This window comes from Aquamicrobium sp., assembly GCF_023954335.1.
In the GTDB taxonomy this organism is placed as follows: domain Bacteria; phylum Pseudomonadota; class Alphaproteobacteria; order Rhizobiales; family Rhizobiaceae; genus Aerobium.
The window spans coordinates 35,006-58,484 of sequence record NZ_JAMLIE010000005.1; the positions used below are offsets into that span (position 1 = coordinate 35,006).

A 23,479-nucleotide genomic window follows, 5' to 3' on the forward strand; every position below is an offset into this window, starting at 1 on the left:
AAGACGTGGATGGGAGCGCTGTCTTCGGAACGGACCTGGCACGACGCCGGCCGAGGGGAGTCACAAGAGGAGAACGACCATGAAACTGATGAAGGCGCTTTTGACCGCCACCGCGATGACCTTCGCCATCGCCGGCGCGGCCGAGGCCAAGACGCTGGTCTATTGCAGCGAAGGCTCGCCCGAAGGCTTCGACCCGGCCCCGTGGACGGCCGGAACGAGCTTCGACGCGTCCTCGCGCGCGATCTACAACCGGCTGATCGAGTTCGCCCCCGGCAGCACCGAGACCCAGCCCGGCCTCGCCGAGAGCTGGGAGACCTCGGACGACGGGATGGAGATCACCTTCCACCTGCGCCAGGGCGTCAAGTTCCACACCACGCCCTGGTTCACGCCGACGCGCGAGTTCAACGCCGACGACGTGATCTTCTCGTTCCAGCGCCAGCAGGACAAGTCCAGCCCCTGGTACGAATACACCGCCGGCATCGCCTGGGAGTATTTCGACTCCACCGGCATGGCCAGCGCCATCAAGGAGATCGTCCGCGTCGACGACCACACGGTCAAGTTCGTGCTGACCCGCGCCGACGCCACCATCCTCGCCACCTTCCCGATGGACTTCGCCTCCATCATGTCGAAGGAATATGCCGACCAGCTCGACGCCGCCGGCACGCGCGAGCGGCTGAACACGCAACCCGTCGGCACCGGCGCCTTCACCTTCGTCGACTACCAGCAGGACGCGGTGATCCGCTACCAGGCCTTCGCCGACTACTGGGACGGCAAGCAGCCGATCGACGACCTGATCTTCGCCATCACCGTCGATCCGGGCGTGCGCCAGCAGAAGCTGGTGGCCGGCGAGTGCGACATCATCCCCTACCCCAACCCGGCCGACATCGAGGGCCTGAAGGGCAATTCCAACCTGACGGTGATGCAGCAGGAAGGCTTCAACATCGGCTATCTGGCCTACAACACCCGCCAGGCGCCGTTCGACAAGCCCGAGGTGCGCCGCGCGCTGAACAAGGCGATCAACAAGCAGGCGATCATCGACGCCGTGTTCCAGGGCACCGGCCAGGCGGCCGTCGCGCCGATCCCGCCGACCTCGTGGGGCTATAACGATGCGCTCGTCGACGATCCCTACGACCCCGAGGCGGCCAAGGCCGAGCTCGAGGCGGCGGGCGTCACCGGCCTCAAGATGAAGGTGTGGGCGATGCCGGTGCAGCGCCCCTACAACCCCAACGCGCGCCGCATGGCCGAGCTGATCCAGGCCGATTTCGCCGCGGTCGGCGTCGAGGTCGAGATCGTGTCGATGGAATGGGGCGAGTATCTGGCCCAGTCCTCGTCGGTCGACCGCGACGGCGCGGTGCTGCTCGGCTGGACCGGCGACAACGCCGACCCGGACAACTTCCTTTCCGTGCTGCTCGGCTGCGACGGCGTCGGCGCCAACAACCGCGCCCAGTGGTGCCACCAGCCCTATGAGGACCTGATCCAGAAGGCCAAGGTCACCTTCGACGAGGCCGAGCGCAAGGCGCTCTACGACGAGGCGCAGGTCATCTTCAAAGAGGAGGCGCCGTGGGCGACCATCGCCCATTCGATCGTCACCATGCCGATGCGCAACACGGTCCAGAACTTCAAGCAGGACCCGCTCGGCATCCATCGCTTCGTCGGCGTGGACAAGTCCGAGTAACCGGACGATGATGCATGGCGGGCGGGCCCTCTCGGCCCGCCCGCCGTCGCCTGCGGGGTCGCGATGCTGCGTTTCACTCTTAGCCGCCTCATCCTGGTCGTCCCGACCTTCATCGGCATCACGCTGATCGCCTTCATCTTCATCCGCATGCTGCCCGGCGACCCGGTGCTGCTGATGGCCGGCGAGCGCGGCGTCTCGCCCGAGCGCCATGCCGAGCTGATGGCGCAGTTCGGCTTCGACAAGCCGATGTGGCGGCAATATGTCGACTATATCGGCCAGCTGCTCAAGGGCGACTTCGGCTCGTCCATCTCGACCAAGCGGCCGGTGCTCGATGACTTCATGCTGCTCTTCCCGGCAACGCTGGAGCTTTCGCTCTGCGCCATCATCGTCGCCGTCGTGCTCGGCATTCCCGCCGGCGTCTTCGCCGCGGTGAAACGCGGGACCTGGCTCGACCAGTCGATCATGGGCGTTGCCCTCGTCGGCTATTCGATGCCGATCTTCTGGTGGGGCCTGCTGCTCATCATCTTCTTCTCCGGTTATCTCGGCTGGACACCGGTCTCGGGGCGCATCTCGCTGATGTACTTCTTCCCGCAGGTCACCGGTTTCATGCTGATCGACAGCCTGATCTCCGGGCAGGCGGGGGCGTTCAAATCGGCGCTGACCTACCTGATCCTGCCGACGGTCGTCCTTGCGACGATCCCGCTCGCCGTCATCGCCCGCCAGACCCGTTCGGCCATGCTCGAAGTGCTCGGCGAGGACTATGTCCGCACCGCCCGCGCCAAGGGCCTGCCGCCGTTCCGGGTCATCGGCGTGCATGCGCTGCGCAACGCGATGATCCCCGTCATCACCACGATCGGCCTTCAGGTCGGCGTGCTGCTCGCGGGCGCCATCCTTACCGAGACGATCTTCTCCTGGCCGGGCATCGGCAAGTGGATGGTCGACAGTGTCTTCAAGCGCGACTATGCCGTGGTGCAGGGTGGCTTGATGCTGATCGCTGCCGTCATCATGATCGTCAACCTCGTGGTCGACCTGCTTTACGGCTGGGTCAACCCGCGCGTGCGGCACAAGTGAAGGAGCGGACGATGACGATGACCCCGCCCCCCGCCGCGCCCGAACCCGATGCCGCCATCAAGCTCGACGCCGGCCCGGCCATGCAGCCGGTCTCGCCCTTCTTCGAGAACTGGCACTATTTCACCCGGAGCCGCGGCGCCGTCGTCGGCCTCGGCGTGTTCATGGCCATGGTCGCCATCGCCGTGCTGGCGCCGTGGATCGCGCCGCACGACCCGGCGGCTCAGTTTCGCGACGCGCTGCTGGTGCCGCCGGCCTGGACCGAGAACGGCCGCGCCGCGTTCCTGCTCGGCACAGACGCGGTCGGCCGCGACATCCTCTCGCGCCTCATCTACGGCGCGCGCTTCTCGCTCTTCATCGGTCTCGTCGTCGTGACGCTTTCGGTGGTCTCGGGTGTGCTGATCGGTCTTATCGCCGGCTATTTCCGCGGCAAGGTCGATACGTTCATCATGCGCATCATGGACATCATCCTGGCGTTCCCCTCGCTGCTGCTTGCCCTCGTGCTGGTGGCGGTTCTGGGGCCGGGCCTCTTGAACGCCATGATCGCCATCTCGCTCGTCAACCAGCCGCACTTCGTGCGCCTGACGCGCGCGGCCGTGATGACCGAGAAGTCGAAGGACTATGTCGTCGGCTCGAAGGTCGCGGGCGCCGGCACGCTGCGCCTGATGTTCCTCACCATCCTGCCGAATTGCCTCGCTCCACTCATCGTCCAGGCGACGCTCGCCTTCTCGGCGGCGATCCTCGACGCGGCGGCGCTCGGCTTCCTCGGCATGGGCGCGCAGCCGCCGACGCCGGAATGGGGCACGATGCTCGCCGAAGCGCGCGAATTCATCCAGCGCGCCTGGTGGGTCGTCACCTTCCCCGGCCTTGCCATCCTCATCACCGTGCTGGCCATCAACCTCATGGGTGACGGCCTGCGCGACGCCCTCGATCCCAAGCTGAAGCGGAGCTGACGATCATGGCGCTGCTCGAAATCCGCAACCTCACCGTGTCGTTCGAGACCGCTGCCGGCCGCTTCCACGCCGTGAAAGGGCTCGACATCTCGGTCGATGCCGGCGAGGTGCTGGCCATCGTCGGCGAATCCGGCTCCGGCAAGTCGGTGGCGATGCTGGCGGTGATGGGCCTGCTGCCGCCGACGGCGGACGTCAGCGCCGACGCGATGCTGTTCGAGGGCCGCGATATCCTGAAACTGTCGCCGGCCGAGCGCCGCCGCCTCTCCGGCCGCGACATGGCGATGATCTTCCAGGAGCCGATCGCCAGCCTCAATCCCTGCTTCACCGTCGGCTTCCAGATCATGGAGACGCTGGCGCGCCACACGCCCCTCGACGCCGCCGCGCGCAAGCGCCGGGCGATCGAGCTGCTCGACGCCGTCGGCATCCCCGCCCCCGAGGCGCGGCTTTCCTCCTTCCCGCACCAGATGTCGGGCGGCCAGTGCCAGCGCGTCATGATCGCCATCGCCACCGCCTGCAACCCGCGCCTGCTGATCGCCGACGAGCCGACCACCGCGCTCGACGTCACCATCCAGAAGCAGATCCTCGACCTGCTGCTGCGGCTCCAGATCGAGAACGGCATGGCGCTCGTCCTCATCACCCACGACATGGGCGTGGTCGCCGAGACCGCCGACCGCGTGGTCGTCCAGTATCGCGGCAGCAAGATGGAGGACGCGGACGTGCTCTCGCTGTTCGAAAACCCGCAGAACCCCTATACGAGCGCGCTGCTCGCCGCCCTGCCAGAGAATGCCGGAGACGGGCGGCTGCCCACCGTCGCCGCCACCGCGAGCTGGGAGACGCCGGCATGAGCGCGGTTCCGGTTCTTCAGACGCGCGGGATCGTGCGCGACTACGAGAGCGGCGGCCTCTTCGGCGGCCGGCGCGTGGTGCGGGCGCTGAAGGGCATCGACCTTTCCGTCGAGCGGGGCAGGACGCTCGCCATCGTCGGCGAATCCGGCTGCGGCAAGTCGACCCTCGCGCGCATCATCACAATGATCGACGCGCCGACGGCAGGAGAGCTGCTGATCGAGGGAAAGACGATCGACATCCGCGCCGGGGTATCGAAGGCGATGCGCCGCAAGGTGCAGATCGTCTTCCAGAACCCTTATGGCTCGCTCAACCCGCGCCAGAAGATCGGCGACGTGCTCGGCGAGCCACTGAAGCTCAACACGCCGCTATCGGCGGCCGAGCGGCGCGACAAGGCGATGCAGATGCTGCTGCGCGTCGGCCTCGGCCCCGAGCATTTCAACCGCTATCCGCACATGTTCTCCGGCGGCCAGCGCCAGCGCATCGCCATCGCCCGCTCGCTGATGGTCAATCCCGAACTGCTGGTGCTCGACGAGCCGGTCTCGGCGCTCGACCTGTCCGTGCAGGCGCAGATCCTCAACCTGTTGCAGGACCTCCAGGACGAGTTCAACCTGACCTACGTCTTCATCTCGCACGACCTTTCGGTCGTGCGCCACGTCGCCGACGACGTCATGGTGATGCAGATGGGCGAGGTGGTCGAATACCGCCCGCGCGACGCCATCTTCGCCGCGCCCGAACATCCCTACACCAGGGTGCTGTTCGCAGCGACGCCGCGCATCGACCCCGCCCGCATCCGCGCGAGGCTGGCCGCCAAGTCCGCGCGAGTCGCGGCGGCGGGATAGGCGCTGGCGGCGACGAAGCCGCAAATCTCTCCGTCCCTGCGTCATGCCCGGGCCTGTCCCGAAGCATCTGCAATCTGCGGACCGAGGCATCGTTGTCGACGGCGAAGGCCCCCGGCGAGGAGGCCTTCGCCGGTCCGGAAGCTAGTTCTCCAGATAGTCGTACTTGCCGGCCTTCCACTCGTAGATGACGTAGCCGGGCAGCTTGACGTCGCCCTTGTCGTCGAAGCCCGACTCGCCGAGCACGGTCTTGAAGGTGCCTTCGTTCAGCGCCTTGACCACCGCGTCGAACTCGGTCGTGCCGGCGGTGTTGGCCGCCTCGGCCCAGGCCTGCACCGAGGCGTAGGTGTAGAGCACGTAGCCTTCCGGCTCGACGCCCTTGGCACGGAACTGCTCGACCAGCGGCGCGGCGTCCGGGTTCTTGCGCGGGTCGGGCGAGAAGGTCATCAGCGTGCCTTCGCCGGACTCGCCGGTGATCGCCCAGTATTCCTCCGTCGTCAGGCCGTCGCCGGACATCAGCACCGTGTCCATGCCCTGCTCGCGCATCTGGCGGGCGATCAGCCCGGCCTCGGTGTGGTATCCGCCGACATGCAGCACGCCGACGCCCTCGGCCTTCAGCTTGGAGACGAGCGCGGTGTAGTCCTTCTCGCCGGCGGTGTAGGCCTCGTAGAGCGCCGGCTTGCCGCCCGCCGCCTCATAGGCCGCCATGGTCGCGTCGGCGAGGCCCTGGCCGTAGGCGGTCTTGTCGTGGATGAACGCCACCTTCTTGTCCGGGAACCGCTCGTGGATGAACTGGCCGGCGATCTCGCCCTGCTGGTCGTCGCGGCCGCACATGCGGAAGATGCCGGGGCCGGGGCGCTCGTCGGTATAGACCGGGTTGGTCGAGGCCGGCGAGATCTGGATGATGCCTTCCTCGGCATAGACGGCCGAGGCCGGGATCGACGAGCCCGAGCAGAAATGGCCGGCGACGAGGACGACGCCGGAGCCCGCGAACTGGTTGGCGACCGCGACAGCCTGCTTCGGGTCGCAGGCGTCGTCGCCGATCTCGAGCTTCAACTGCTCGCCATTGACGCCGCCGGCGGCGTTGATGTGCTCGACCGCGAGCTCGGCGCCCGCCTTCATCTGCGCGCCGAACGAGGCGTACTGCCCGGTCATCGGACCGGCGGTGGCGATCTTGATCTCGGCCCAGGCCGGACCGGCGACGACGACGCCCAGCATGGTGCTGGCTGCAAGAATCCGTTTCATGTCCACTCCCATTGGCACCTTCTCCTGAGGTGCGGCGCCGGCGGGTGCCTTCTCCCGGCGGCCGCAATCCATTGCGCTACCGCTCGCCCCGGTCGAAGGTGCCGGGGCCGGGCCCCTTCTTCTTCAGCTCGGTGCGGGCGATCTTCTCGGTCGGGGTCCGCGGCAGCGGCGCATCGACGATCTCGATGTAGCGCGGCACCATGTGCCGCGGCGCGTGGGCGCGGAAATGGGCGAGGAGGCCGGCGGCATCGACGGCCGAGCCCTCGCGCCGCATCGCCACGACCATGATGTCCTCCTCGGTGAACTCGGACGGCACGCCGAACGCCGCGCTCTCGACGATGTCGGCATGGGCCTCGGCGACGTGCTCGACCTCGTAGGCCGAGATGTTCTCGCCGCGCCGGCGGATCGCCTCGTTGAGGCGGTGGCGGAAATGGAGCCAGCCGTCCTCGTCCATGAAGCCGGCATCGCCCGAGTGATACCAGAGGTTGCGCAGGGTCTGCACGGTGCGCGCCTCGTCGCCGTAATAGCCGGAGAACATGGTCCAGCTCTTCCTCGGCCGGGCGACGATCTCGCCGACCGTGCCGGGCGGCAGCGGATTGTCGGCCTCGTCGACGACCGCCACCTCCCAGTCGGGATGGGGCCGCCCGCACGCGCCCGGCTTCGTCTCGTCGACGGTGTCGAGGGTGACAAAGCTGGTCTCGGTCTGGCCGTAGCCGGTGACGAGCCGCATGGCGAAGCGGCGCTCGAACGCCGCCTTGTCCGGCACCATGGGGATGCACTGGGCGACGCGCACGGGATTGCCGGCGTCGTCGGCGCACTCGGGCATCTTCATCAGGATGGCGGCCATCGCGCCGAGGAGGTTGGTCGCCGTCGCGCCGCTGGCGCGGACCTCGCCCCAGAACCGGCTGGCGCTGAAGCGCTCGACCAGCGTCGCCCGCGTGCCGTGGATCAGCGGCAGGTAGACGCCGAACATCTGCGCGTCGGTGTGGAACAGCGGCAGCGGCGAGAAATAGCTGTCCGCGCCGGTGTAGCCGAGATTCATCGCCATCGCCGCCGCCCAGGAATAGCAATGGTGATGCGACATCAGCGCGCCCTTGGCCGGCCCGGTCGTGCCCGAGGTGTAGAGGATCGCGATCGGGTGCGAGTAATGGACGTCGACCGGGTCGAGATCGGCGCGCGGCGACAGGCATTCGCCGAAGGCGACGACCCGGCCGACCCTCACGCCCGCCGCGCGCGCGTCGGCCGCATCGCCGTCGACCACGACGAGGGTGCGAAAAGAGGGAAGGCGCGCCTCGACCTTCGCGATCTCGTCCAGCACGCTCGCATGGGCGATGACGAGACCGGCGCCGCACTTGCCGATGTTATGGCAGAGGAAATCGCCCTTCAGCTCCGGGTTGATCGGCACCTCGATGGCGCCGAGCGCCGACAGCGCGAACCACGACAGGACGCAATCCATGCCGTTGGGCAGGACCATCGCCACGCGGTCGAACTGGGCGACGCCGAGCGCGCGCAAGCCGTTGGCCAGACGGCTGGAGAGGGTGAACATCTCCTCGAAGCTCGCCGTGCGGCCGCATATGTCGATGAACGGCGCCGCGCCCAGCCGCTCGGCCTGAAGGCGCAGGATCTTCGGCAGAACCCGGTTGTCGATGTCGTCGTGCCCGCCGGGGACGAGCGGCACGGAGGGGATGTCGGCGAGGTCGATCCGCACGGTCAGAACTCTTTCGCCCGCGCCTGCGCCTCGGCCGAGAGGAAGCCGCGCACGGTCTGCGCCGTCTCGCGTTCCATCGCCTCGGCGAGGGAGGAGTGGAAGCCTTCGTTGATGGCGTGCTTGGCGGCGGCGACCGCCTCGGCGGGGCGCGTCGCGACGGCCTGTGCCAGCGCGCGGGCGCGCGCCAGCAACTCGCCCTCGGGAACCAGCTTCCAGGCGATGCCGAGCTCGAGCGCCCGTTGGGCATCCTGGCGCTCGCCGAGGATCAGCAGCTCCTTGGTCGTCTGCGGCCCGGCCTGCTTGGTCAGCAGCGCGGTGACGCCGCCGGTGACGAAGAAGCCGTAGCCGACCTCGGGGAAGAACCAGCGGGTAGTGTCGGCGAACAGCCGGAAATCGCAGTTGACGACCCATTCGAGCGCGCCGCCGACGCACCAGCCATGCACCGCGGCGATGACGATCTTGCGCGAGCCCATGATCTGGCGGGTGATGCCCTGGATGGCCTCGACCCAGTCCTGCGTCGCCGCCTCGGATCCGGTTTGGGCGTCGAGGTCCTTCAGGTCGTCGCCGGAGCAGAACGCCCTGCCCTCGCCGTGCAGGACGATGGCGCGCACCGCCTCGTCCGCCTCGGCCGCGGCCAGCGCCGCGGAAAGATCGTCGACGAGCGCCCGGTTCATGGCGTTGAGCCGGTCCGGCCGGTTGAGCCTGAGCCAGGCGACGGCTCCCTCGGTCGTCGCGACGACTGTCCCGTTCATGAATGTCTCCTCATACGATCAGCGGTTCGCTGTAGCTGCCCCAGACCTCGCGCAGCGCGCCGCAGATCTCGCCGAGCGTCGCCCTCGCCTTGACCAGCTCGATGGTCTTGGGGACGAGGTTGACGTCCTCGGTGCGGGCCTGCGCCGCCAGCTCCTGCAAAAGTGCCTCGACGCGGGCGTTGTCGCGGGCAGCGCGCAGCGCGGCGAGCCGGTCGACCTGCAACTGGGTGCAGCTCTCGTCATAGGGGTGGATGTCGACCTCGGCCGCGCTGCTCGCGGCGTCGACATGGTGGTTGACGCCGACCGAGATCTTCTCGCCGCTGTCGAACTTCCTGAAGGTGTCGTAGGCGGAATCGGCCAGCTTCTGCTGGAACCAGCCCTCCTCGACCAGCTTGACCGCGCCGCCGCGCTCCTCGACCTCGTTGAGCACCTTCCACATCTCGGCCTCCATGTCCGAGGTCAGGCGCTCGACGAAATAGGAGCCGCCGAGCGGGTCGACCACGGAGGTGACGTTGATCTCGTCGCGGATGATCTGCTGGGTGCGGATGGCGAGCTTCATCGCCTCCTCGGTCGGGATGGCGAAGGCCTCGTCGAGGCCGTTGGTGTGCATGCTCTGGCAGCCGCCGAGCACGGCGCCCAGCGCCTGGATCGCTGTGCGCATCAGGTTGTTGTGCGGCTCGATCTTGGTCAGGCTCATCGCGGCGGTCTGGACGTGGACGCGCAGCCGCATCGATTCCGGCTTCTTCGCCCCGAAGCGCTCGGCCATGATCTTCGCGTAGATGCGCCGCGCCGCACGGAACTTGCAGATCTGCTCGAAGAAGTCCTGATGGCTGATGAAGAAGAAGGAGAGGCGCGGCGCGAAGTCGTCGATATCCATCCCGGCGGCGACGACCTCCTCGCAATAGGCGATGGTGAAGGCCATGATGAAGGCGACTTCCTGGATGGCGTTGCCGCCGACGTCCGACAGGTGGTAGCCGCTCAGGCTGATCGGGTTCATCTTCGGCGTCGCCGCCGCGCTGTGGACGATGAGGTCGCGTAAGAGGCGCACCGCCGGCCGCACCGGATAGATCCACTCCTTCTGGGCGACATATTCCTTCAGCGGGTCGGCCTGGAGCGTACCCGTCAGCTTGGCGAGATCGTAGCCGCGCTGCTCGGCGACGGCGACGAACATCGAATAGACGACCCAGGCGGAGGGGTTGATGGTCAGCGACACCGAGATCTTCTCGAGGTCGATGCCGTCGAACAGCCGGTCGACATCGTCGATGGTGTCGATGGCGACGCCGCAGCGCCCGACCTCGCCGAAGGCCATCGGGTCGTCGGAATCGAAGCCGAGCAGGGTCGGCAGGTCGAAATCGGTCGAAAGCCCGGTCTGGCCGGTGGCGATCATGTATTTGTAGCGCTGGTTGGTGGCCTCCGGGTTGCCGAAGCCGGCGACCTGTCGGATCGTCCACGGCCGGCCGCGATACATCGTCGGATAGGCCCCGCGCGTGAACGGGTAGGCGCCGGGAAAGCCGAGGTCCTCGCCCGGGATGTCGGCGACATCGGCGGCGGTGTAGACGCGCTTCAAGGGGATGCCGCTCTCGGTCTCGTAGACGGGCTTCTCCTCGGGCCGCGCCTTCAGCGTCGCGGCGAGCTCGCGCTCCTCCCACTCGGCCTGCCGGGCGCGGATGTCCGCGATGGCCTCGTCGCGGTAAAGTTTCATCGTTGTGGCCTCCGCCTCGTCCGTCATCGGTTGCCGCGATCCGCGATCAGATTGGTGATCGTCTCGACGATCAGCTCCGAGCGCGCCTCCTGCGGCACGATGACGTCGACGCCGGCATCGTAGAGCGCCTCGTAGTCCTGCTCGGGGATGACGCCGCCGGCGACGACGAAGATGTGGCCCGCATCCTTCTCCTGGAGGGCCTTGCCCAGCTCCTGGAACAACGGCACATGCGAGCCCGACAGGAGGCTGACGCCGATCACGTCGACATTCTCATCGAGCGCGGCATCGACCACCTGCGCCGGCGTCTTGTAGAGGCCGGTATAGAGCACGCTCATGCCGGCATCGCGCAGCACGCGGGCCACCACCTTGGCGCCGCGATCGTGGCCGTCCAGCCCCATCTTGGCGACCAGAACCTTGACCGTGCCCTCCGGCTTTCCTTCCCTCACCGCCGCGACGGCGGCCTCTCCCTGCGTTCCAGTGTCGCTCATCTACGCTCGCACCCTGAAAGTCGTGGCTTACGCCGCCGTCAGGCGGCGGCGGTCTCGTGCTCGATCGCCTCGCCGATGATCCTGAGCCCGAGGTCGATCTCGTCCTCGGAGATCGTCAGCGGCGGGGCGATGCGGAAGACGCCGCCCATGCCGGGCAGCTTGACGATGTTCATGTTGAGGCCGCGCCGGAACGCCTCGCGCGCGATGCGCGCGCCGAGCTCGTGGTCGGGCGCGCGGCTCGCCTCGTCCCTGATGATCTCGACGCCGAGAAACAGGCCCCGCCCGCGCACGTCGCCGACGCATTCGTGGCGCGCCTTCAGCGCCGACAGGCCGTCATGCAGCCTCGCGCCCAGATCGCGGGCGCGCGCGACGAGGCCCTCGTCGCGCACCACGTCGAGTACGGTGAGGCCCACCGCGGCGGGCAGCGGGTCTGAGACGTGGGTGGTGTAGAACAGGAAGCCCCGCTCGTGCGCGGCCTCCTCGATGGCGGCCGTCGTCATCATCGCCGCCAGCGGCAGGCCGGCGCCGACGGTCTTGGAGATGGTGAGGATGTCCGGCGTGACGCCGTCGCGCTGGAAGGCGAACATGTCGCCGGTGCGGCCGATGCCGGTCTGCGCCTCGTCGAGGATCAGCAGCATGCCGCGCTCCTCGCATTTGCGCTTCAGCGCCGCGAGATAGCCCTGTGGCAATTCCAGCATGCCGCCGCTCGACAGGATCGGCTCGGCGATGAAGGCGGCGAGGCTCCCCGTCGACTGGCTGTCGACCAGCGCGAAGGCGTCGTCGAGCTCGGCCTGCCAGTCGAGCGAGCCGTCGGGATTGCGGAAGCGCGGGCGGAAGCTGTTCGGCGTCGGGATGGCGAGCGAGCCGACCGCCGGCGGGCCATAACCCTTGCGCCCGGCGCTGTAGGTGGCGGACGCGGCCGCATTGGTCATGCCGTGCCAGCTGCGCGAGAAGGCGACGATCTCGTGCCTGCCGGTCACCAGCTTGGCCATGCGGATGGCGGCCTCGTTCGACTCTGCTCCGGTCGACAGCAGCAGCACCTTGTCGAGGCCGGGCGCCAGCGCGGCGAGGCGTTCGGAGAGCTCCACCACCGGGCGCGACAGCATGCCGGAGAACAGATGCGCCACCTTGTCGACCTGCCGCTTGACGGTCTCGACGATGCGCGGGTGGGTGTGGCCGAGCACGGCGCTCATCTGGCCGGAGGTGAAATCGAGGATCGCCCGGTCGTCGGCGTCGTAGACGAAGGAGCCGGCCGCCCGCTCGATGATCGCCGGGTCAAAGGCGCCGCCATAGCGCACCACATGCCGCTCGACCGCGTTCCAGAATGCTGCCTCGTCGTTCCTCGACACGCCCGGCCTCCCCGTTCTTCACATCTTTCGCAGAAGCGTAGGGCTTGATGCGAAGTTAGTAAAATTGATAATGTTCGGCTCAAGGTATCAATGGAACTGATATGAAGACGCCCCTCGACCTGCGCCTGCTGGCGACTTTCGTGCAGGTGGCCCGCTCCGGCTCGATCAGCGCGGCGGCGCTTCAGGTCGGCCGCACCCAGTCGGCGGTGACGATGCAGATGCAGAAGCTGGAGCAGCTGTGCGGCCAGGGCCTGCTGCACCGCGGCGGCACCGGCGTGCGGCTGACCAGCGGCGGCGAGCGGCTGCTCGACTATGCCGAGCGCATGCTGAGCATCCACGACGAGGCTGTCTCGGCCTTCTCCAGCGACGGCCTGCGCGGCACCATCGTCTACGGCAGCCCCGAGGACTACCTGATCGCCTTCTTCCCGACCCTCCTGAAGAGCTTCGGCCGCATGCACCCCGATGTCGAGATCAGGGTTGTCGCCGCGCCGACCGACCAGTTGCGCAAGCTGCTGCACCTGAAGCAGATCGACGTCGGGCTGGTCTCGGTCCCCACCTGGACCGAGGCCGACGACATCGTCCGCACCGAGCCGCTGGTGTGGGTCGGCTGGCAGCCGACGCTGGCGCTGCACAATTTCGGCGCTGTGCTGCCGCTGGCGCTGTCGGCCTCCAACACCATGGACCACAAGGCCGCCTGCGACGCGATGGCCCGCGCCGGGCTGCGCTACCGGATCTCGCAGGCCAGCAACAGCCTCGCCGGGCTGATCGGCGTCACCCGCTCGGGCCTCGCCATCTCGGTGATGACGGAAAAGGCGGTGCCGCCGGACCTGCACATCCTCGGCGCGCCCCTGCCGCCGCTGCCCAGCCTCGGCGTCGAGATCGCCTATCCCGAGGTCGAGCCCTCGGCCGCGACGCGCGCCTTCGGCAACCATATCCGCCAGCTCCTGCCCTCGCTCTAAGGCAGCCGCGTCGTATTTGCGGACGCAAACGCGCAACGGTGCTATGCTGGCGGGATGCATCGCGGCCGGTGTGGCCGACGGAGGGCAGCGCGGATGGCGGTTCGGGGCCGATGGAATGCCGTATCGGGGCTTGCCGCGCTGCTGTGCCTCGCCCCCGTCGCGGCCGCCGCCGCCGAGATCGAGGCCTGCACGATCTCCGCCTGGTCGACCGATCCCGACCCCAACGGGCTCAACGTCCGCGCCGCGCCGACGGCCGACGCGCCGGTCATCGGCAACCTTCCGGCGGCGCGGGAGGTCGGCGGCGAGCGCTTCGCCACCGAGGTGTCGATCACCGGCTCGCACGACGGCTGGCTGCGCATCTCGGAAGGCTGGGTGCTCGACTATATCTTCGACGAGCCGATCGACTTCGTCTTCCGGGGCGAGGGCTGGGTGTCGGGCCGCCATATCGGGCTGCGGCTCAACCACCGGCACCTGCATGCCGGCCCCTCGAACGACGACGCCGTGGTGGCGACGCTCATCGGCAGCCTCGACCGCGGCCGCTACGGGCCGGATTCGATCCTCGTCGAGCGCATCCACGCCTGCCGGGGCGACTGGGTCGAGGTCGAGGGGGTGCTGACGATCGACGGGGTTTCGACCGGCCCCCGTCTGCGTGGCTGGACCGCCGGCACCTGCTCCAACCAGGTGACGACCTGCCCCTGAGGCGGCAGGCAGCGCGAAACTGAGGAGTTGCATGATGGCCATTCCGGTGCGCGCGGCCGCGGCCGCCCTTGCATTGCTGCTCGCCGCCGCCGGCGGCAGCCTCGGCGAGCCGGTCTCCCGTCCCGAACCCGCCGATCCGCTGCCATGGGCAGCCGAGCGCACCTATGCCGACCTCGTCCGGCTCGTCCTGCCCGGGGACGGGACAGCGGATTTCCGGCATATCGGCGGCGAGGACATGGCCAACCCCCTGCCCGCGCCCGTCGGGCCGGTGCGGATCGCGGCCGTGCCGCTGGGGCCCGGCGGTGCGCAGCGGCTGGCGCTGCTGCTCGACCCCGGCCCAGTGGAGGACGCGGCCATGGCCCCCGCCATCCTCGCCCTCTTCGACATGGCGGGCGAGCCGCGGCTCGTCGATGCCGCCGATGTCGGCTTCGACCGGTTCACCGGCTTCGCCGAACCGGCCCGGCTGCCGCTCGGCGGCAACGATCTCCTGATCACCAGCAGCGTCCACTGGAACTCCGGCCAGAGCTACGCGGCGACGGCGCTGATCCTCGTGCGCGGCGACCGGCTCGAGCTGGTCGACACCATCTTCACGCTCGACGAGCGCACCTGTGCCTACGAGCGGACGCAGCGGCTCGCGGTCCGGTCCGGCGCGGAAGGCCCCTTCCCCGACATCGCGGCGAGCGTGACCGAGCTGACCGCCGCGACCGGCGCGGACTGCGGCGATGCCGCCGTCCCGGAACCGGGAACGCGCACCATCGCCGCGACGTGGCGCTGGGACGACGACGCCCGGCGCTACATCCCCGATTCCGACGCGTTCGACGCGCTGGCGCGGGAAAACGAGACGCGGTTCTGACGGCAGGCGAGGCGGCATCCGGCCGCCGGGCGGGCCATCAATGCGATGTGCTGTGCTGGATTCGACATCGCTGTCGCAAATAGGCTTTCAGCGGCGCGGGAAAAATCGGAAAGTACCCTCAGGGGCTTTCCGGGGACGCGTCCGGAAGCCGGAACCTTCGGTGCCCGCAGGCACGGACGAGACCGGGAGGAAAAACGAGGACGACGCTGCGCACTTCAATGCACGACCGCATGCCGGTCCCGGCATGCGGCAAAGGAGCCACAAACGGCTTCCAGAACAACAGCGAAGAAGAGGGAAACGAACAATGAAGACATATCTCGCATCGACCTGCCTGGCCGCGGGGCTTCTGGCGGCGCTTGGCACGGCCGCGCATGCCGAGTGCGGCGACGTCACCATTGCCAGCATGAACTGGCAGAGCGCCGAGGTGCTGGCGAGCCTCGACCAGTTCATCCTCAACAACGGCTATGGCTGCAACGCCTCGATCATCAGCGGCGACACGGTGCCGACCATCACCTCGATGGTCGAGCGCGGCGACCCCGATCTCGCGCCCGAGGGCTGGGTCGACCTCGTGCCCGAGGTCGTCGGCCGCGGCATCGAGGAAGGCCGCATCGTCGGCGCTGCCGTCGCGATCTCGGACGGCGCGGTGCAGGGCTGGTGGATCCCCAAATACGTCGCCGACGCCAACCCCGACATCAAGACCATCGACGACGCGCTGAAGCGGCCCGACCTGTTCCCCGACCCGGAGGACCCGAGCAAGGGCGCGGTCCACAACGGCCCGGCCGGCTGGGGCGGCACGGTCGTCACCGGCCAGCTCTACAAGGCCTACGGGGCCGAGGCGGCGGGCTTCCGCCTCGTCGACACCGGCTCGGCGGCCGGCCTCGACGGCTCGATCGCCCGCGCCTACGAGCGCAAGGAAGGCTGGGTCGGCTACTACTGGTCGCCGACCGCGCTGCTCGGCCGCTACGAGATGGTCAAGCTCGAGCACGGCGTGCCGCTCAACGAGGAGGAATGGCACCGCTGCAACACGGTGGCCGACTGCCCGGACCCGCAGAAGAACGACTGGCCGGCCGACACGGTGCAGACGCTGGTGACGGCGAGCTTCGCCGAGCGCGCCGGCGAGGACGTGATGGCCTATCTCAACAAGCGGGCCTGGGAGAGCGGCACCGTCAACGCGCTGATGGCGTGGATGACCGACAGCCAGGCCACTGGCGAGGACGGCGCGAAGCACTTCCTCCAGAACAACGAGGACATCTGGAAGGAGTGGGTCTCGCCCGAGGCGGCCGAGAAGATCAAGGCGGCGCTCTGACGTCCGCCTTTCGGCAGGGGGCATCGAGGTGTCCGGGGCCGGTCTGAACGACCGGCCTTCCGGGCGCTTCGTCTTGCGCCGATCCGGACGCGCCGGCCGCGCGGGCCGGCGGCAAACGACAAGAAGCCGCATCGAGGCGGAACAAGGGGATCGCTATGGACTGGTTCTGGTCATTTCCGCACATGGACGACGCCACGCTGCGCGAACTGAGGCGGGCGATCGACGACGGCTTCCGCACCTTCACGCGCGCCTGGGGCGGCACGATCGAGGGCTTCTTCGAGCCGCTGCGCCAGTTCCTGATCCATGCCGAGCGGCTGATGCTCAACACGCCGTGGCCGGTCGTCATCCTCGCCATCGCCGCCATCGCCTGGTTCGCCAGCCGCAGCTGGAAGATCGTTCTCGGCAGCGTGCTGACGCTGCTGGTCATCGGCTATTTCGACATGTGGGAAGACACGATGCGCACCGTGTCGATGATCTTCGTCTGCACCGTTGTCGCCATCGCGCTCGGCATCCCCATCGGCATCCTGATGTCGCGCTCGGACCGGGCGCAGGGCATCGTCAACCCGGTGCTCGACGTGATGCAGACCATGCCGAGCTTCGTCTACCTCATCCCCGTGGTGATGCTGCTCGGCATCGGCCGCGTGCCGGGCGTGATCGCGGTCGTCATCTACGCCATCCCCCCGATCATCCGGCTGACCAACCTCGGCATAAGGCTGGTCGACAAGGACGTCCTGGAGGCGGCCGACGCCTTCGGCTCGTCGGGCTGGCAGAAGCTGAAGAACGTCCAGATGCCGCTGGCGCTGCCGACCATCATGGCCGGCATCAACCAGACGATCATGATGGCGCTTGCCATGGTGGTCATCGCCTCGATGATCGGCGTGCAGGGGCTGGGCCAGCCGGTGCTGCGCGCCATCAACAACCAGTACTTCACCATGGGTGTCTTCAACGGCCTCGCCATCGTCGGCATCGCCATCATCTTCGACCGCGTCAGCCAGGCCTACGGCCGGCGCCTGCAGAAGCATCTGGAGATCGTCCATGGCTAAGGAGAGCGCCGCGCAATACGGCATCGAGATCAGGAAGCTGTCGAAGATCTTCGGCGCGGACGCCGCCGCCATGGTGCCGCTGGTCGAGGAGGGCATCACCAAGGCCGAGCTGAACGAGCGCCACGGCCATGTGCTCGGGCTGCGCAACATCGACATCTCGATGCCCGCCGGCCGCATCCAGGTCATCATGGGCCTGTCGGGCTCCGGCAAGTCGACGCTGATCCGCCACATCAACCGGCTGATCGACCCGACCGCGGGCGAGATCCTCGTCGGCGGCGAGGACGTGGTGAAGATGAGCCCGAAGGAGCTGCGCGAATTCCGCCGCCACAAGACGGCGATGGTGTTCCAGAAATTCGCGCTGCTGCCGCATCGCGACGTGCTGGAGAACACCGTCTACGGGCTGGAGATACAGGGCGTGCCGCGCGGCGCCCAAGTCGAGGCTGCGATGCGCTGGATCGAGCGCGTCGGCCTTTCCGGCTTCGAGAAGCACTACCCCAACCAGCTCTCGGGCGGCATGCAGCAGCGCGTCGGCCTCGCCCGCGCCCTGACCAACGACGCGCCGATCCTCCTGATGGACGAGGCCTTCTCGGCGCTCGACCCGCTGATCCGCACCGACATGCAGACGGTGCTGCTCGACATCCAGAAGGAAATCCGCAAGACCATCGTCTTCATCACCCACGACCTCGACGAGGCGCTCCGGCTCGGCGACCGCATCGCCATCCTGCGCGACGGCGAGGTGGTGCAGCAGGGCACCAGCCAGGACATCGTCCTGCGGCCCGCCGACGACTATGTCGAGAACTTCGTGCGCGAGGTCAATCGCGGCCGCGTCGTCCAGGTCGAGGCGGTGATGACCCCGCTTTCCCCCGGCGCCGCGCCCGGCGGCCCCACCGTCGCCGCCGGCACCACCGTCGAGGAGGCGATGCGCCTGATCGTCCACGGCGCGCAGGCCGGGCTCGTCGTCACCGGGCCCGACGGCACGGCGCTCGGCACCGTCAATCTCAACCAGCTCGCCGCCGCCGCCGTCAGCCCCCGCGAACCGGCGGCCCCGCCCGCCTGACGCCGGGCTGCGGCCTCGCCAACGGCGAAGCGCCAGCCCTGACCTGAACCGAACGGCACCCCGACTTTGGGATCATTCCGGAACCTCCGGAGCCGCCCCTCATCCGGCTGCCGCCACCTTCTCCCCGCAAGCGGGGAGAAGAGAGCCGTCGTCCTTGCTTCGCCAATCGCAGGCATGGCGAGAGAAACTGCGAGGATTGCGGTCGGCATTCCTTCTCCCCGCTTGCGGGGAGAAGGTGCCCGAAGGGCGGATGAGGGGCGGCGCCTACCGATCCCGGATGATCCCGGATTGCTCCGGATTATAGGCGCATCATTTTAGAGATTGTATTCTAGAATAAATATTCTAATATCCCTTCCATGGGACGACGCAGAACATTCGATCGCGACACCGTGCTGATGGCGGCGGCCAACGCCTTCCGCATGCATGGCTACCGCGACATCTCCATCGCCGCGCTGGAGAAGGCGACCGGGCTGGTCTCGGGCAGCATCTACAACGCCTTCGGCGACAAGGCCGGTCTGTTCCGGGCGGCGCTCGAGCGTTACGTGCATGGTTTCGTTGCCGAAAGGATCCGTCATTTCGCCGGCGGCGAGGCGACGCTCGATGACCTCGAAGGCCTGTTTCTGTCGGTGCTTGAGCCGCCGCTGGCCGACGGCTTCGGCTGCCTCGTCACCAACTCGATCGTCGAGTTCGGCCGCGAGGACAGCCCGGCGCGCGAAAGCATCGATGCCACCATGGCCCTGCTGCGCGACGCGTTCAGCGACGTCTTGACGCGCGAGTTGGGCGCCGAGGTCGCCGCCGGAGCGATGATGCAGCTCCTCACCCTCTATCACGGCATCCTGACGCTTTCGCGCAGCGGGCTGCCGATGGACGAGCTCGCCCGTTCCGTCCGGCTCACCTTCGCGCAGCTCAGGACGCAGCGGACGACCCCGCCTTCTTCCCTCAACCCCGAAAGCCCCAGCCCCGAAAGGACAACGACATGATCGAGATGGTCACACCTGAAGGCTTCCCCAGCCTTCCCTATCTAAGCCCCGGCGCGCTCGTTACGGCTCCGCAACGGACGCTCTACATCTCCGGCCAAGTCGGCGTCGATGCGACCGGGCAGGCCGGAGCCGGCATCGCCGAGCAGGCGCGGCTCGCCACGGCGAACGTCAACGCCGTCCTCGCCGCCGCCGGCATGGGGCCGGGCAACCTCGCCAAGGTCACGATCTACCTGACCGACGAGGCCGACGTGCCGGCGTTCATGGAAGCGGCCGCCGGCGCCCTGCCCTCGCCGCCGCCGGCGACGACGCTGCTGATCGTCAAGGGGCTGGCCGGGCCGAACCTGCTGGTCGAGATCGAGGCCATCGCCGTCGACTAGCTGTGGAGCCTCAAGAGGTTGTCGCCGGTTAGATGGAGGCGACTGATTGGTGGTTTGGACTTTAGGCTGCCATGCGGGCGATGCCAATTGTAGCGGTGGAGCCAGATCGGCAGTTCAGCGGCACGGTGGCGTGATGTCGGATAGGCCACGGCATAGGCCCACTCGCGCAAGGCGGTCTGGATGAAGCGCTCGGCCTTGCCGTTTGTGCGCGGCGTGTAGGGCCTGGTTCGGATGTGCTTGAGGCCGAATTCGCGGCAAGCGCGCGCGAAAGCCTTCGAGCGATAGCACGAGCCGTTGTCGGTCATGACGCGAGTGACGGTGATTCCGAGGCTGGCGTAGTAGGCGACTGCCGCCGTGAGGAAGGCGACGGCGCTTTGCTTCTTCTCGTCGGGCAGGATCTGGCTGAAGGCGATGCGCGAGGCATCGTCGATGGCGACATGGACGAACTCCCAGCCGATGCCGCGACTGTTGGACTGGCCGCGCCGATCGCCGGTGATGCGATGGCCGACGCGGTCGAACCGGCCGAGTTTCTTGATGTCGATATGGATCATCTCGCCGGGATGGGCACGTTCGTAGCGCCTGACCGGCGCGGCCGGCTCGATGTCCTTGAGCCGCGACAGCTCGGCGCGCCTGAGCACCCGGCTGACGGTGGCCGGCGAGACGCCAACCTCATGGGCAATGTGCTTGCCGGTCCAGCGCAGCCGACGCAGCACCACAATACGCTCGGCGATCGACGCCGCGGTGGCCTGCGGCATATGGGCGGGCCGCGAGGATCGGTCGCCCATGCCGGACCGCCCTTCCGCCTTGTAGCGCTCCACCCAGCGCGCCACGATCTTCGCCGACACGCCATAGGTCCGTGCCGCATGGGCTTGGGAAAGACGCCCCTCAATCACCGACAGCGCCATCTCCTCTCGACGCAACGGCGTCAGGCGGGCATTCTTGTGGATGTTCATTCGGACCCTCCGGTGGATGCTGAAGCTTGGTAACTCCAGTCTCCCCGGTCCGGTCCGAATGGACAACCTCCCGAAAGCTCACAACTAGAGCGGCGGACGCCCGGATAAATCCGGGCTGCCGCTCTAGCGGTTTGCTTTAGCCGCATTTATGCGACGCCAGACGGTCCCGTCTGGCTGCAAAATGCTCTGACGGCACGAGAAAATTCCGCCCTATTCGCCGCGCGGCAGTTCGAGCGCGCCGAGCGCGCTGGCGATCAGCGTTTCCGCGCCGGGGATGAGCGCGTTCTCGTCGACGTTCATCCGCGGATGGTGCAGCGGATACGCCTCCGTTGCGGCCGGGTCGCGCACGCCGAGCCGGAAATAGACCGACGGGACGCGCTCGCTGTAGAAGCCGAAATCGTCGGCCGCCTCCCAGCCGGAGGCGACGACCAGCGCGCTATCGCCGAGGCAGGCGGTCGCGGCCTCGGCGACGACCCGGACCATCGCCGCGTCGTTGACCACCGGCGGCTCGCCGCGGACGATCCGCACGTCGGCGGAGGCGCCGTGCGCGGCGGCGATGCCGGTGGCGATCTCCTCGATGCGCCGGAGGCCCCGCGCGCGCGTCGCCTCGCCGCCGCTGCGGAACGTGCCGCTGATCGCCGCCCTGTCGGCCAGCACGTTGTAGGACTGGCCGGCGAGGAAGCGCGTAACCGACAGCGCCGACGCCTCGAACGGCCCGGTCTCGCGCCCGGCGATGCGGTTGAGCGCGGCGACGATGGCGCAGCCGATCTCCAGCGCGTCGGTTCCCTCATGCGGCTTGGCCGCGTGGGCGGCGACGCCGCTGACCGTGATGTCGAAGCTGTCGGCGGCGAGCGTGAACGGGCCCTCGCCGACCGCGACCTTGCCGGTCTCCATATAGGGATCGACATGGATGCCGATGGCGGCCTCGACGCCGTTCAGCCAGCCTTCCTCGACGATGCGCCGCCCGCCCAGCGGCTCGGCCTCCTCGGCCGGCTGGAACACGAACCGCACCGTGCCGGAGAAGCTGTCGCGCAGGCGATGGAGCGAGCGCATGGCGGCGAAGGCCATCGCCGTGTGGGCGTCGTGGCCGCAGGCATGCATGACGCCCGGCGTGCGCGAGGCGAAATCGAGCCCGGTATCCTCGTGGAGCGGCAGCGCGTCGATGTCGGCCCGCACCAGCACGCAGCGGTTGGACGGCCGCTGCCGTCCCTCGATGTCGACGACGACTCCGGTGCCGGCGGCGGGCTTCGCGCCCTCTATGCCGGCAAGGCCGATGCGCTCGAGGATATAGGCCTGCGTGGCGCGCTCCTCGTTGGAAAGTTCCGGGTTGGCGTGGAGGTGACGCCGCATCGCGACGAGGTCGGCGGCGACGTCGGGCGCGAGGGCCGTCGGGCGGTCGTTCGGCATGGTTCCTCCCCGCGCCGGCCTATTTGACGAAGATGGCGCGCGGGAAGTCGGTCAGCGTCTCCGAGCCCGTCCCTGTGACAAGGATGGTCTCGCTGACCTCGATGCCCCAGCCGTCCATCCACATGCCGAGGATGGAATGGACGACGTTGCCCGGTTGCAGCACCGTTTTGTCGCCGGCGCGCAGGCTGATCGTGTGCTCGCCCCAGTCGGGCGGATAGGCGACGCCGATCGAATAGCCGATGCGCGATTCCTTCTTCAGCCCGTAGCGGCCGATGACCGCGCGCCACGCCGCCTCGACCGCCTCGGCGGGGGCGCCCGGGCGGACGGCGTCGAGCACCGCCTCCATGCCTTCAAGGACCGCCTTGCTTGTGTCCTCGACCTTCTTCGGCATCGCGCCGAGCTGCATGGTGCGGGCGAGGCCCGCCGCATAGCGCCGGCACACGCCGGCGAGCTCCAGCGCGACGGTCTCGTCGGCGCCGAAGCGCCGCTCGCTCCACATCATATGCGGCGCCGAGGCGTTCTCGCCGCCGAGGATGGTCGGCGGCAGCGCGGTGATGTCGCCGGCGAAGTCGGGATGGCCGGCGACCTGCGCCGCCTGGATGCGGGCGATGGCGTCGCATTCGCGCACGCCGGGCGCGATGGCCTCGTAGGCCGCCTCGACGGCGCGGCCGGCGATCAGCGCCGCGTGGCGCAGATAGGCGATCTCGGCCGGCGACTTGACCGCCCGGACCCAGTTGACCAGCAGGTCGGCGTCGACGAAGGTCGCGTTCGGCATCCCCGCGGTCAGCCGCGCATGCGCCTTCGGCGAATAGTAGTAGGCTTCCAGCTCGATGCCGATGCGGCGCTTGCCCCAGCCCCTCGCGACCAGCCATTGCGCGATCCAGTCCATCGGATGGCGGTCAGTCTGCTGGACGTGGTCCTCGGGGAACCCGACCACGTTTTCCGGCTTCATCCATGCCGTCAGCCTGCCGCCGGCCGCATCCATCATCCGCCCGATCCAGACCGGCTCCTCCTCCGCCTCGACCGGCACGGCGACGATCTGCGGCGTATAGAACGACCAGCCGTCATAGGCGGTGAGGTAGTGCTGGTTGGCGACGTCGTTGACGATCAGCAGCTCGAGGCCGCGCCGCGCCATCTCCGCGCGCACGAGCGCAAGACGGCGGGCATATTCGGCGCGGTCGAAGGGCAGAGGGATCATGCTTTGCACTTTTCCTTGTATCGGGT

At 68.4% G+C, this 23,479-nt stretch carries 22 protein-coding genes; 13 read left to right on the forward strand and 9 right to left on the reverse strand.

Annotated features, from left to right (window positions below; translation table 11 throughout):
- Positions 1–79 precede the first annotated feature (79 nt).
- The 5 genes from M9945_RS20735 to M9945_RS20755 all read left to right on the forward strand — a co-directional run bounded on the left by M9945_RS20735 (position 80) and on the right by M9945_RS20755 (position 5,380).
- Entirely contained in the window at positions 80–1,675 is a 1,596-nt protein-coding gene (locus tag M9945_RS20735; RefSeq protein WP_367946053.1) for an ABC transporter substrate-binding protein, read from the forward strand.
- 63 nt (positions 1,676–1,738) lie between these two features.
- Positions 1,739–2,746: an ABC transporter permease subunit gene (locus M9945_RS20740; RefSeq protein WP_367946054.1), complete on the forward strand. Its 1,008-nt coding sequence runs from the start codon at positions 1,739–1,741 to the stop codon at positions 2,744–2,746.
- 80 nt (positions 2,747–2,826) lie between these two features.
- Positions 2,827–3,696 (forward strand): ABC transporter permease subunit, encoded by an 870-nt coding sequence (locus M9945_RS20745; protein ID WP_367946140.1) that lies wholly within the window; start codon positions 2,827–2,829, stop codon positions 3,694–3,696.
- Positions 3,697–3,701: 5 nt separating this feature from the next.
- Complete coding sequence (locus tag M9945_RS20750) at positions 3,702–4,541, forward strand: ABC transporter ATP-binding protein (protein ID WP_367946055.1); 840 nt, start codon at positions 3,702–3,704, stop codon at positions 4,539–4,541.
- Positions 4,538–5,380, forward strand: coding sequence for an ABC transporter ATP-binding protein (locus M9945_RS20755; RefSeq protein ID WP_367946056.1), 843 nt, complete (start codon positions 4,538–4,540; stop codon positions 5,378–5,380). Before M9945_RS20750 ends, M9945_RS20755 begins: the two co-directional genes overlap by 4 nt.
- Before the next feature lie 141 nt (positions 5,381–5,521).
- On the opposite strand, the gene M9945_RS20760 is transcribed toward M9945_RS20755, so the two are convergent.
- From M9945_RS20760 to M9945_RS20785, 6 genes are all read right to left on the reverse strand, one after another.
- Complete coding sequence (locus tag M9945_RS20760) at positions 5,522–6,622, reverse strand: branched-chain amino acid ABC transporter substrate-binding protein (RefSeq protein ID WP_367946057.1); 1,101 nt, start codon at positions 6,620–6,622, stop codon at positions 5,522–5,524.
- A 76-nt stretch (positions 6,623–6,698) separates the two neighbouring features.
- Positions 6,699–8,330 carry an AMP-binding protein gene (locus tag M9945_RS20765; protein WP_367946058.1) on the reverse strand — a complete coding sequence of 544 codons (1,632 nt, stop codon included), beginning with the start codon at positions 8,328–8,330 and terminating at the stop codon, positions 6,699–6,701.
- Between the two features lie 2 nt (positions 8,331–8,332).
- Positions 8,333–9,082 carry an enoyl-CoA hydratase/isomerase family protein gene (locus M9945_RS20770; RefSeq protein ID WP_367946059.1) on the reverse strand — a complete coding sequence of 250 codons (750 nt, stop codon included), beginning with the start codon at positions 9,080–9,082 and terminating at the stop codon, positions 8,333–8,335.
- Positions 9,083–9,092: 10 nt separating this feature from the next.
- Positions 9,093–10,784, reverse strand: a complete 1,692-nt coding sequence (locus M9945_RS20775; RefSeq protein WP_367946060.1) for a methylmalonyl-CoA mutase family protein — start codon at positions 10,782–10,784, stop codon at positions 9,093–9,095.
- Between the two features lie 23 nt (positions 10,785–10,807).
- Positions 10,808–11,272 (reverse strand): cobalamin B12-binding domain-containing protein, encoded by a 465-nt coding sequence (locus tag M9945_RS20780; RefSeq protein WP_367946061.1) that lies wholly within the window; start codon positions 11,270–11,272, stop codon positions 10,808–10,810.
- A 38-nt stretch (positions 11,273–11,310) separates the two neighbouring features.
- Complete coding sequence (locus tag M9945_RS20785; RefSeq protein ID WP_367946062.1) at positions 11,311–12,621, reverse strand: aspartate aminotransferase family protein; 1,311 nt, start codon at positions 12,619–12,621, stop codon at positions 11,311–11,313.
- Positions 12,622–12,722: 101 nt separating this feature from the next.
- Between M9945_RS20785 and M9945_RS20790 the strand changes: the two genes are divergently transcribed.
- The 8 genes from M9945_RS20790 to M9945_RS20825 all read left to right on the forward strand — a co-directional run bounded on the left by M9945_RS20790 (position 12,723) and on the right by M9945_RS20825 (position 19,895).
- Positions 12,723–13,580 (forward strand): LysR family transcriptional regulator, encoded by an 858-nt coding sequence (locus M9945_RS20790; protein ID WP_367946063.1) that lies wholly within the window; start codon positions 12,723–12,725, stop codon positions 13,578–13,580.
- Positions 13,581–13,673: 93 nt separating this feature from the next.
- Entirely contained in the window at positions 13,674–14,279 is a 606-nt protein-coding gene (locus tag M9945_RS20795) for a hypothetical protein (RefSeq protein ID WP_367946064.1), read from the forward strand.
- 31 nt (positions 14,280–14,310) lie between these two features.
- Positions 14,311–15,132 (forward strand): hypothetical protein, encoded by an 822-nt coding sequence (locus tag M9945_RS20800; RefSeq protein ID WP_367946065.1) that lies wholly within the window; start codon positions 14,311–14,313, stop codon positions 15,130–15,132.
- A 304-nt stretch (positions 15,133–15,436) separates the two neighbouring features.
- Positions 15,437–16,438 carry an ABC transporter substrate-binding protein gene (locus M9945_RS20805; protein WP_367928350.1) on the forward strand — a complete coding sequence of 334 codons (1,002 nt, stop codon included), beginning with the start codon at positions 15,437–15,439 and terminating at the stop codon, positions 16,436–16,438.
- 155 nt (positions 16,439–16,593) lie between these two features.
- A complete protein-coding gene (locus M9945_RS20810) occupies positions 16,594–17,481 on the forward strand; it encodes an ABC transporter permease (protein WP_367946066.1) in 888 nt (295 codons plus the stop codon).
- Positions 17,474–18,538: a glycine betaine/L-proline ABC transporter ATP-binding protein gene (locus M9945_RS20815; protein WP_367946067.1), complete on the forward strand. Its 1,065-nt coding sequence runs from the start codon at positions 17,474–17,476 to the stop codon at positions 18,536–18,538. The genes M9945_RS20810 and M9945_RS20815 overlap by 8 nt, the downstream gene beginning before the upstream one ends.
- A 356-nt stretch (positions 18,539–18,894) precedes the next feature.
- Positions 18,895–19,518 carry a TetR/AcrR family transcriptional regulator gene (locus M9945_RS20820; protein ID WP_367946068.1) on the forward strand — a complete coding sequence of 208 codons (624 nt, stop codon included), beginning with the start codon at positions 18,895–18,897 and terminating at the stop codon, positions 19,516–19,518.
- Positions 19,515–19,895, forward strand: a complete 381-nt coding sequence (locus M9945_RS20825) for a RidA family protein (RefSeq protein ID WP_367946069.1) — start codon at positions 19,515–19,517, stop codon at positions 19,893–19,895. The genes M9945_RS20820 and M9945_RS20825 overlap by 4 nt, the downstream gene beginning before the upstream one ends.
- On the opposite strand, the gene M9945_RS20830 is transcribed toward M9945_RS20825, so the two are convergent.
- From M9945_RS20830 to M9945_RS20840, 3 genes are all read right to left on the reverse strand, one after another.
- Positions 19,892–20,848 (reverse strand): IS481 family transposase, encoded by a 957-nt coding sequence (locus M9945_RS20830; protein WP_367942948.1) that lies wholly within the window; start codon positions 20,846–20,848, stop codon positions 19,892–19,894. The two genes, M9945_RS20825 and M9945_RS20830, sit on opposite strands and share 4 nt — an antisense overlap.
- Before the next feature lie 210 nt (positions 20,849–21,058).
- Positions 21,059–22,255, reverse strand: coding sequence for a M20 family metallopeptidase (locus M9945_RS20835; protein ID WP_367946070.1), 1,197 nt, complete (start codon positions 22,253–22,255; stop codon positions 21,059–21,061).
- 19 nt (positions 22,256–22,274) lie between these two features.
- Positions 22,275–23,453: a M24 family metallopeptidase gene (locus M9945_RS20840; protein ID WP_367946071.1), complete on the reverse strand. Its 1,179-nt coding sequence runs from the start codon at positions 23,451–23,453 to the stop codon at positions 22,275–22,277.
- Positions 23,454–23,479 lie beyond the last annotated feature (26 nt).

What these genes read in the sequence shown, in the direction of transcription:
- M9945_RS20825 (WP_367946069.1), top strand. Translation starts at nt 19,515, where the DNA reads ATGATCGAGATGGTCACACCTGAAGGCTTCCCCAGCCTTCCCTATCTA.
- M9945_RS20800 (WP_367946065.1), top strand. Translation starts at nt 14,311, where the DNA reads ATGATGGCCATTCCGGTGCGCGCGGCCGCGGCCGCCCTTGCATTGCTG.
- M9945_RS20745 (WP_367946140.1), top strand. Translation starts at nt 2,827, where the DNA reads ATGCAGCCGGTCTCGCCCTTCTTCGAGAACTGGCACTATTTCACCCGG.
- M9945_RS20780 (WP_367946061.1), bottom strand. Translation starts at nt 11,272, where the DNA reads ATGAGCGACACTGGAACGCAGGGAGAGGCCGCCGTCGCGGCGGTGAGG.
- M9945_RS20735 (WP_367946053.1), top strand. Translation starts at nt 80, where the DNA reads ATGAAACTGATGAAGGCGCTTTTGACCGCCACCGCGATGACCTTCGCC.
- M9945_RS20760 (WP_367946057.1), bottom strand. Translation starts at nt 6,622, where the DNA reads ATGAAACGGATTCTTGCAGCCAGCACCATGCTGGGCGTCGTCGTCGCC.
- M9945_RS20755 (WP_367946056.1), top strand. Translation starts at nt 4,538, where the DNA reads ATGAGCGCGGTTCCGGTTCTTCAGACGCGCGGGATCGTGCGCGACTAC.
- M9945_RS20840 (WP_367946071.1), bottom strand. Translation starts at nt 23,453, where the DNA reads ATGATCCCTCTGCCCTTCGACCGCGCCGAATATGCCCGCCGTCTTGCG.
- M9945_RS20795 (WP_367946064.1), top strand. Translation starts at nt 13,674, where the DNA reads ATGGCGGTTCGGGGCCGATGGAATGCCGTATCGGGGCTTGCCGCGCTG.
- M9945_RS20830 (WP_367942948.1), bottom strand. Translation starts at nt 20,848, where the DNA reads ATGAACATCCACAAGAATGCCCGCCTGACGCCGTTGCGTCGAGAGGAG.
- M9945_RS20805 (WP_367928350.1), top strand. Translation starts at nt 15,437, where the DNA reads ATGAAGACATATCTCGCATCGACCTGCCTGGCCGCGGGGCTTCTGGCG.
- M9945_RS20790 (WP_367946063.1), top strand. Translation starts at nt 12,723, where the DNA reads ATGAAGACGCCCCTCGACCTGCGCCTGCTGGCGACTTTCGTGCAGGTG.
- M9945_RS20835 (WP_367946070.1), bottom strand. Translation starts at nt 22,255, where the DNA reads ATGCCGAACGACCGCCCGACGGCCCTCGCGCCCGACGTCGCCGCCGAC.
- M9945_RS20770 (WP_367946059.1), bottom strand. Translation starts at nt 9,082, where the DNA reads ATGAACGGGACAGTCGTCGCGACGACCGAGGGAGCCGTCGCCTGGCTC.
- M9945_RS20810 (WP_367946066.1), top strand. Translation starts at nt 16,594, where the DNA reads ATGGACTGGTTCTGGTCATTTCCGCACATGGACGACGCCACGCTGCGC.
- M9945_RS20740 (WP_367946054.1), top strand. Translation starts at nt 1,739, where the DNA reads ATGCTGCGTTTCACTCTTAGCCGCCTCATCCTGGTCGTCCCGACCTTC.
- M9945_RS20750 (WP_367946055.1), top strand. Translation starts at nt 3,702, where the DNA reads ATGGCGCTGCTCGAAATCCGCAACCTCACCGTGTCGTTCGAGACCGCT.
- M9945_RS20820 (WP_367946068.1), top strand. Translation starts at nt 18,895, where the DNA reads ATGGGACGACGCAGAACATTCGATCGCGACACCGTGCTGATGGCGGCG.
- M9945_RS20815 (WP_367946067.1), top strand. Translation starts at nt 17,474, where the DNA reads ATGGCTAAGGAGAGCGCCGCGCAATACGGCATCGAGATCAGGAAGCTG.
- M9945_RS20775 (WP_367946060.1), bottom strand. Translation starts at nt 10,784, where the DNA reads ATGAAACTTTACCGCGACGAGGCCATCGCGGACATCCGCGCCCGGCAG.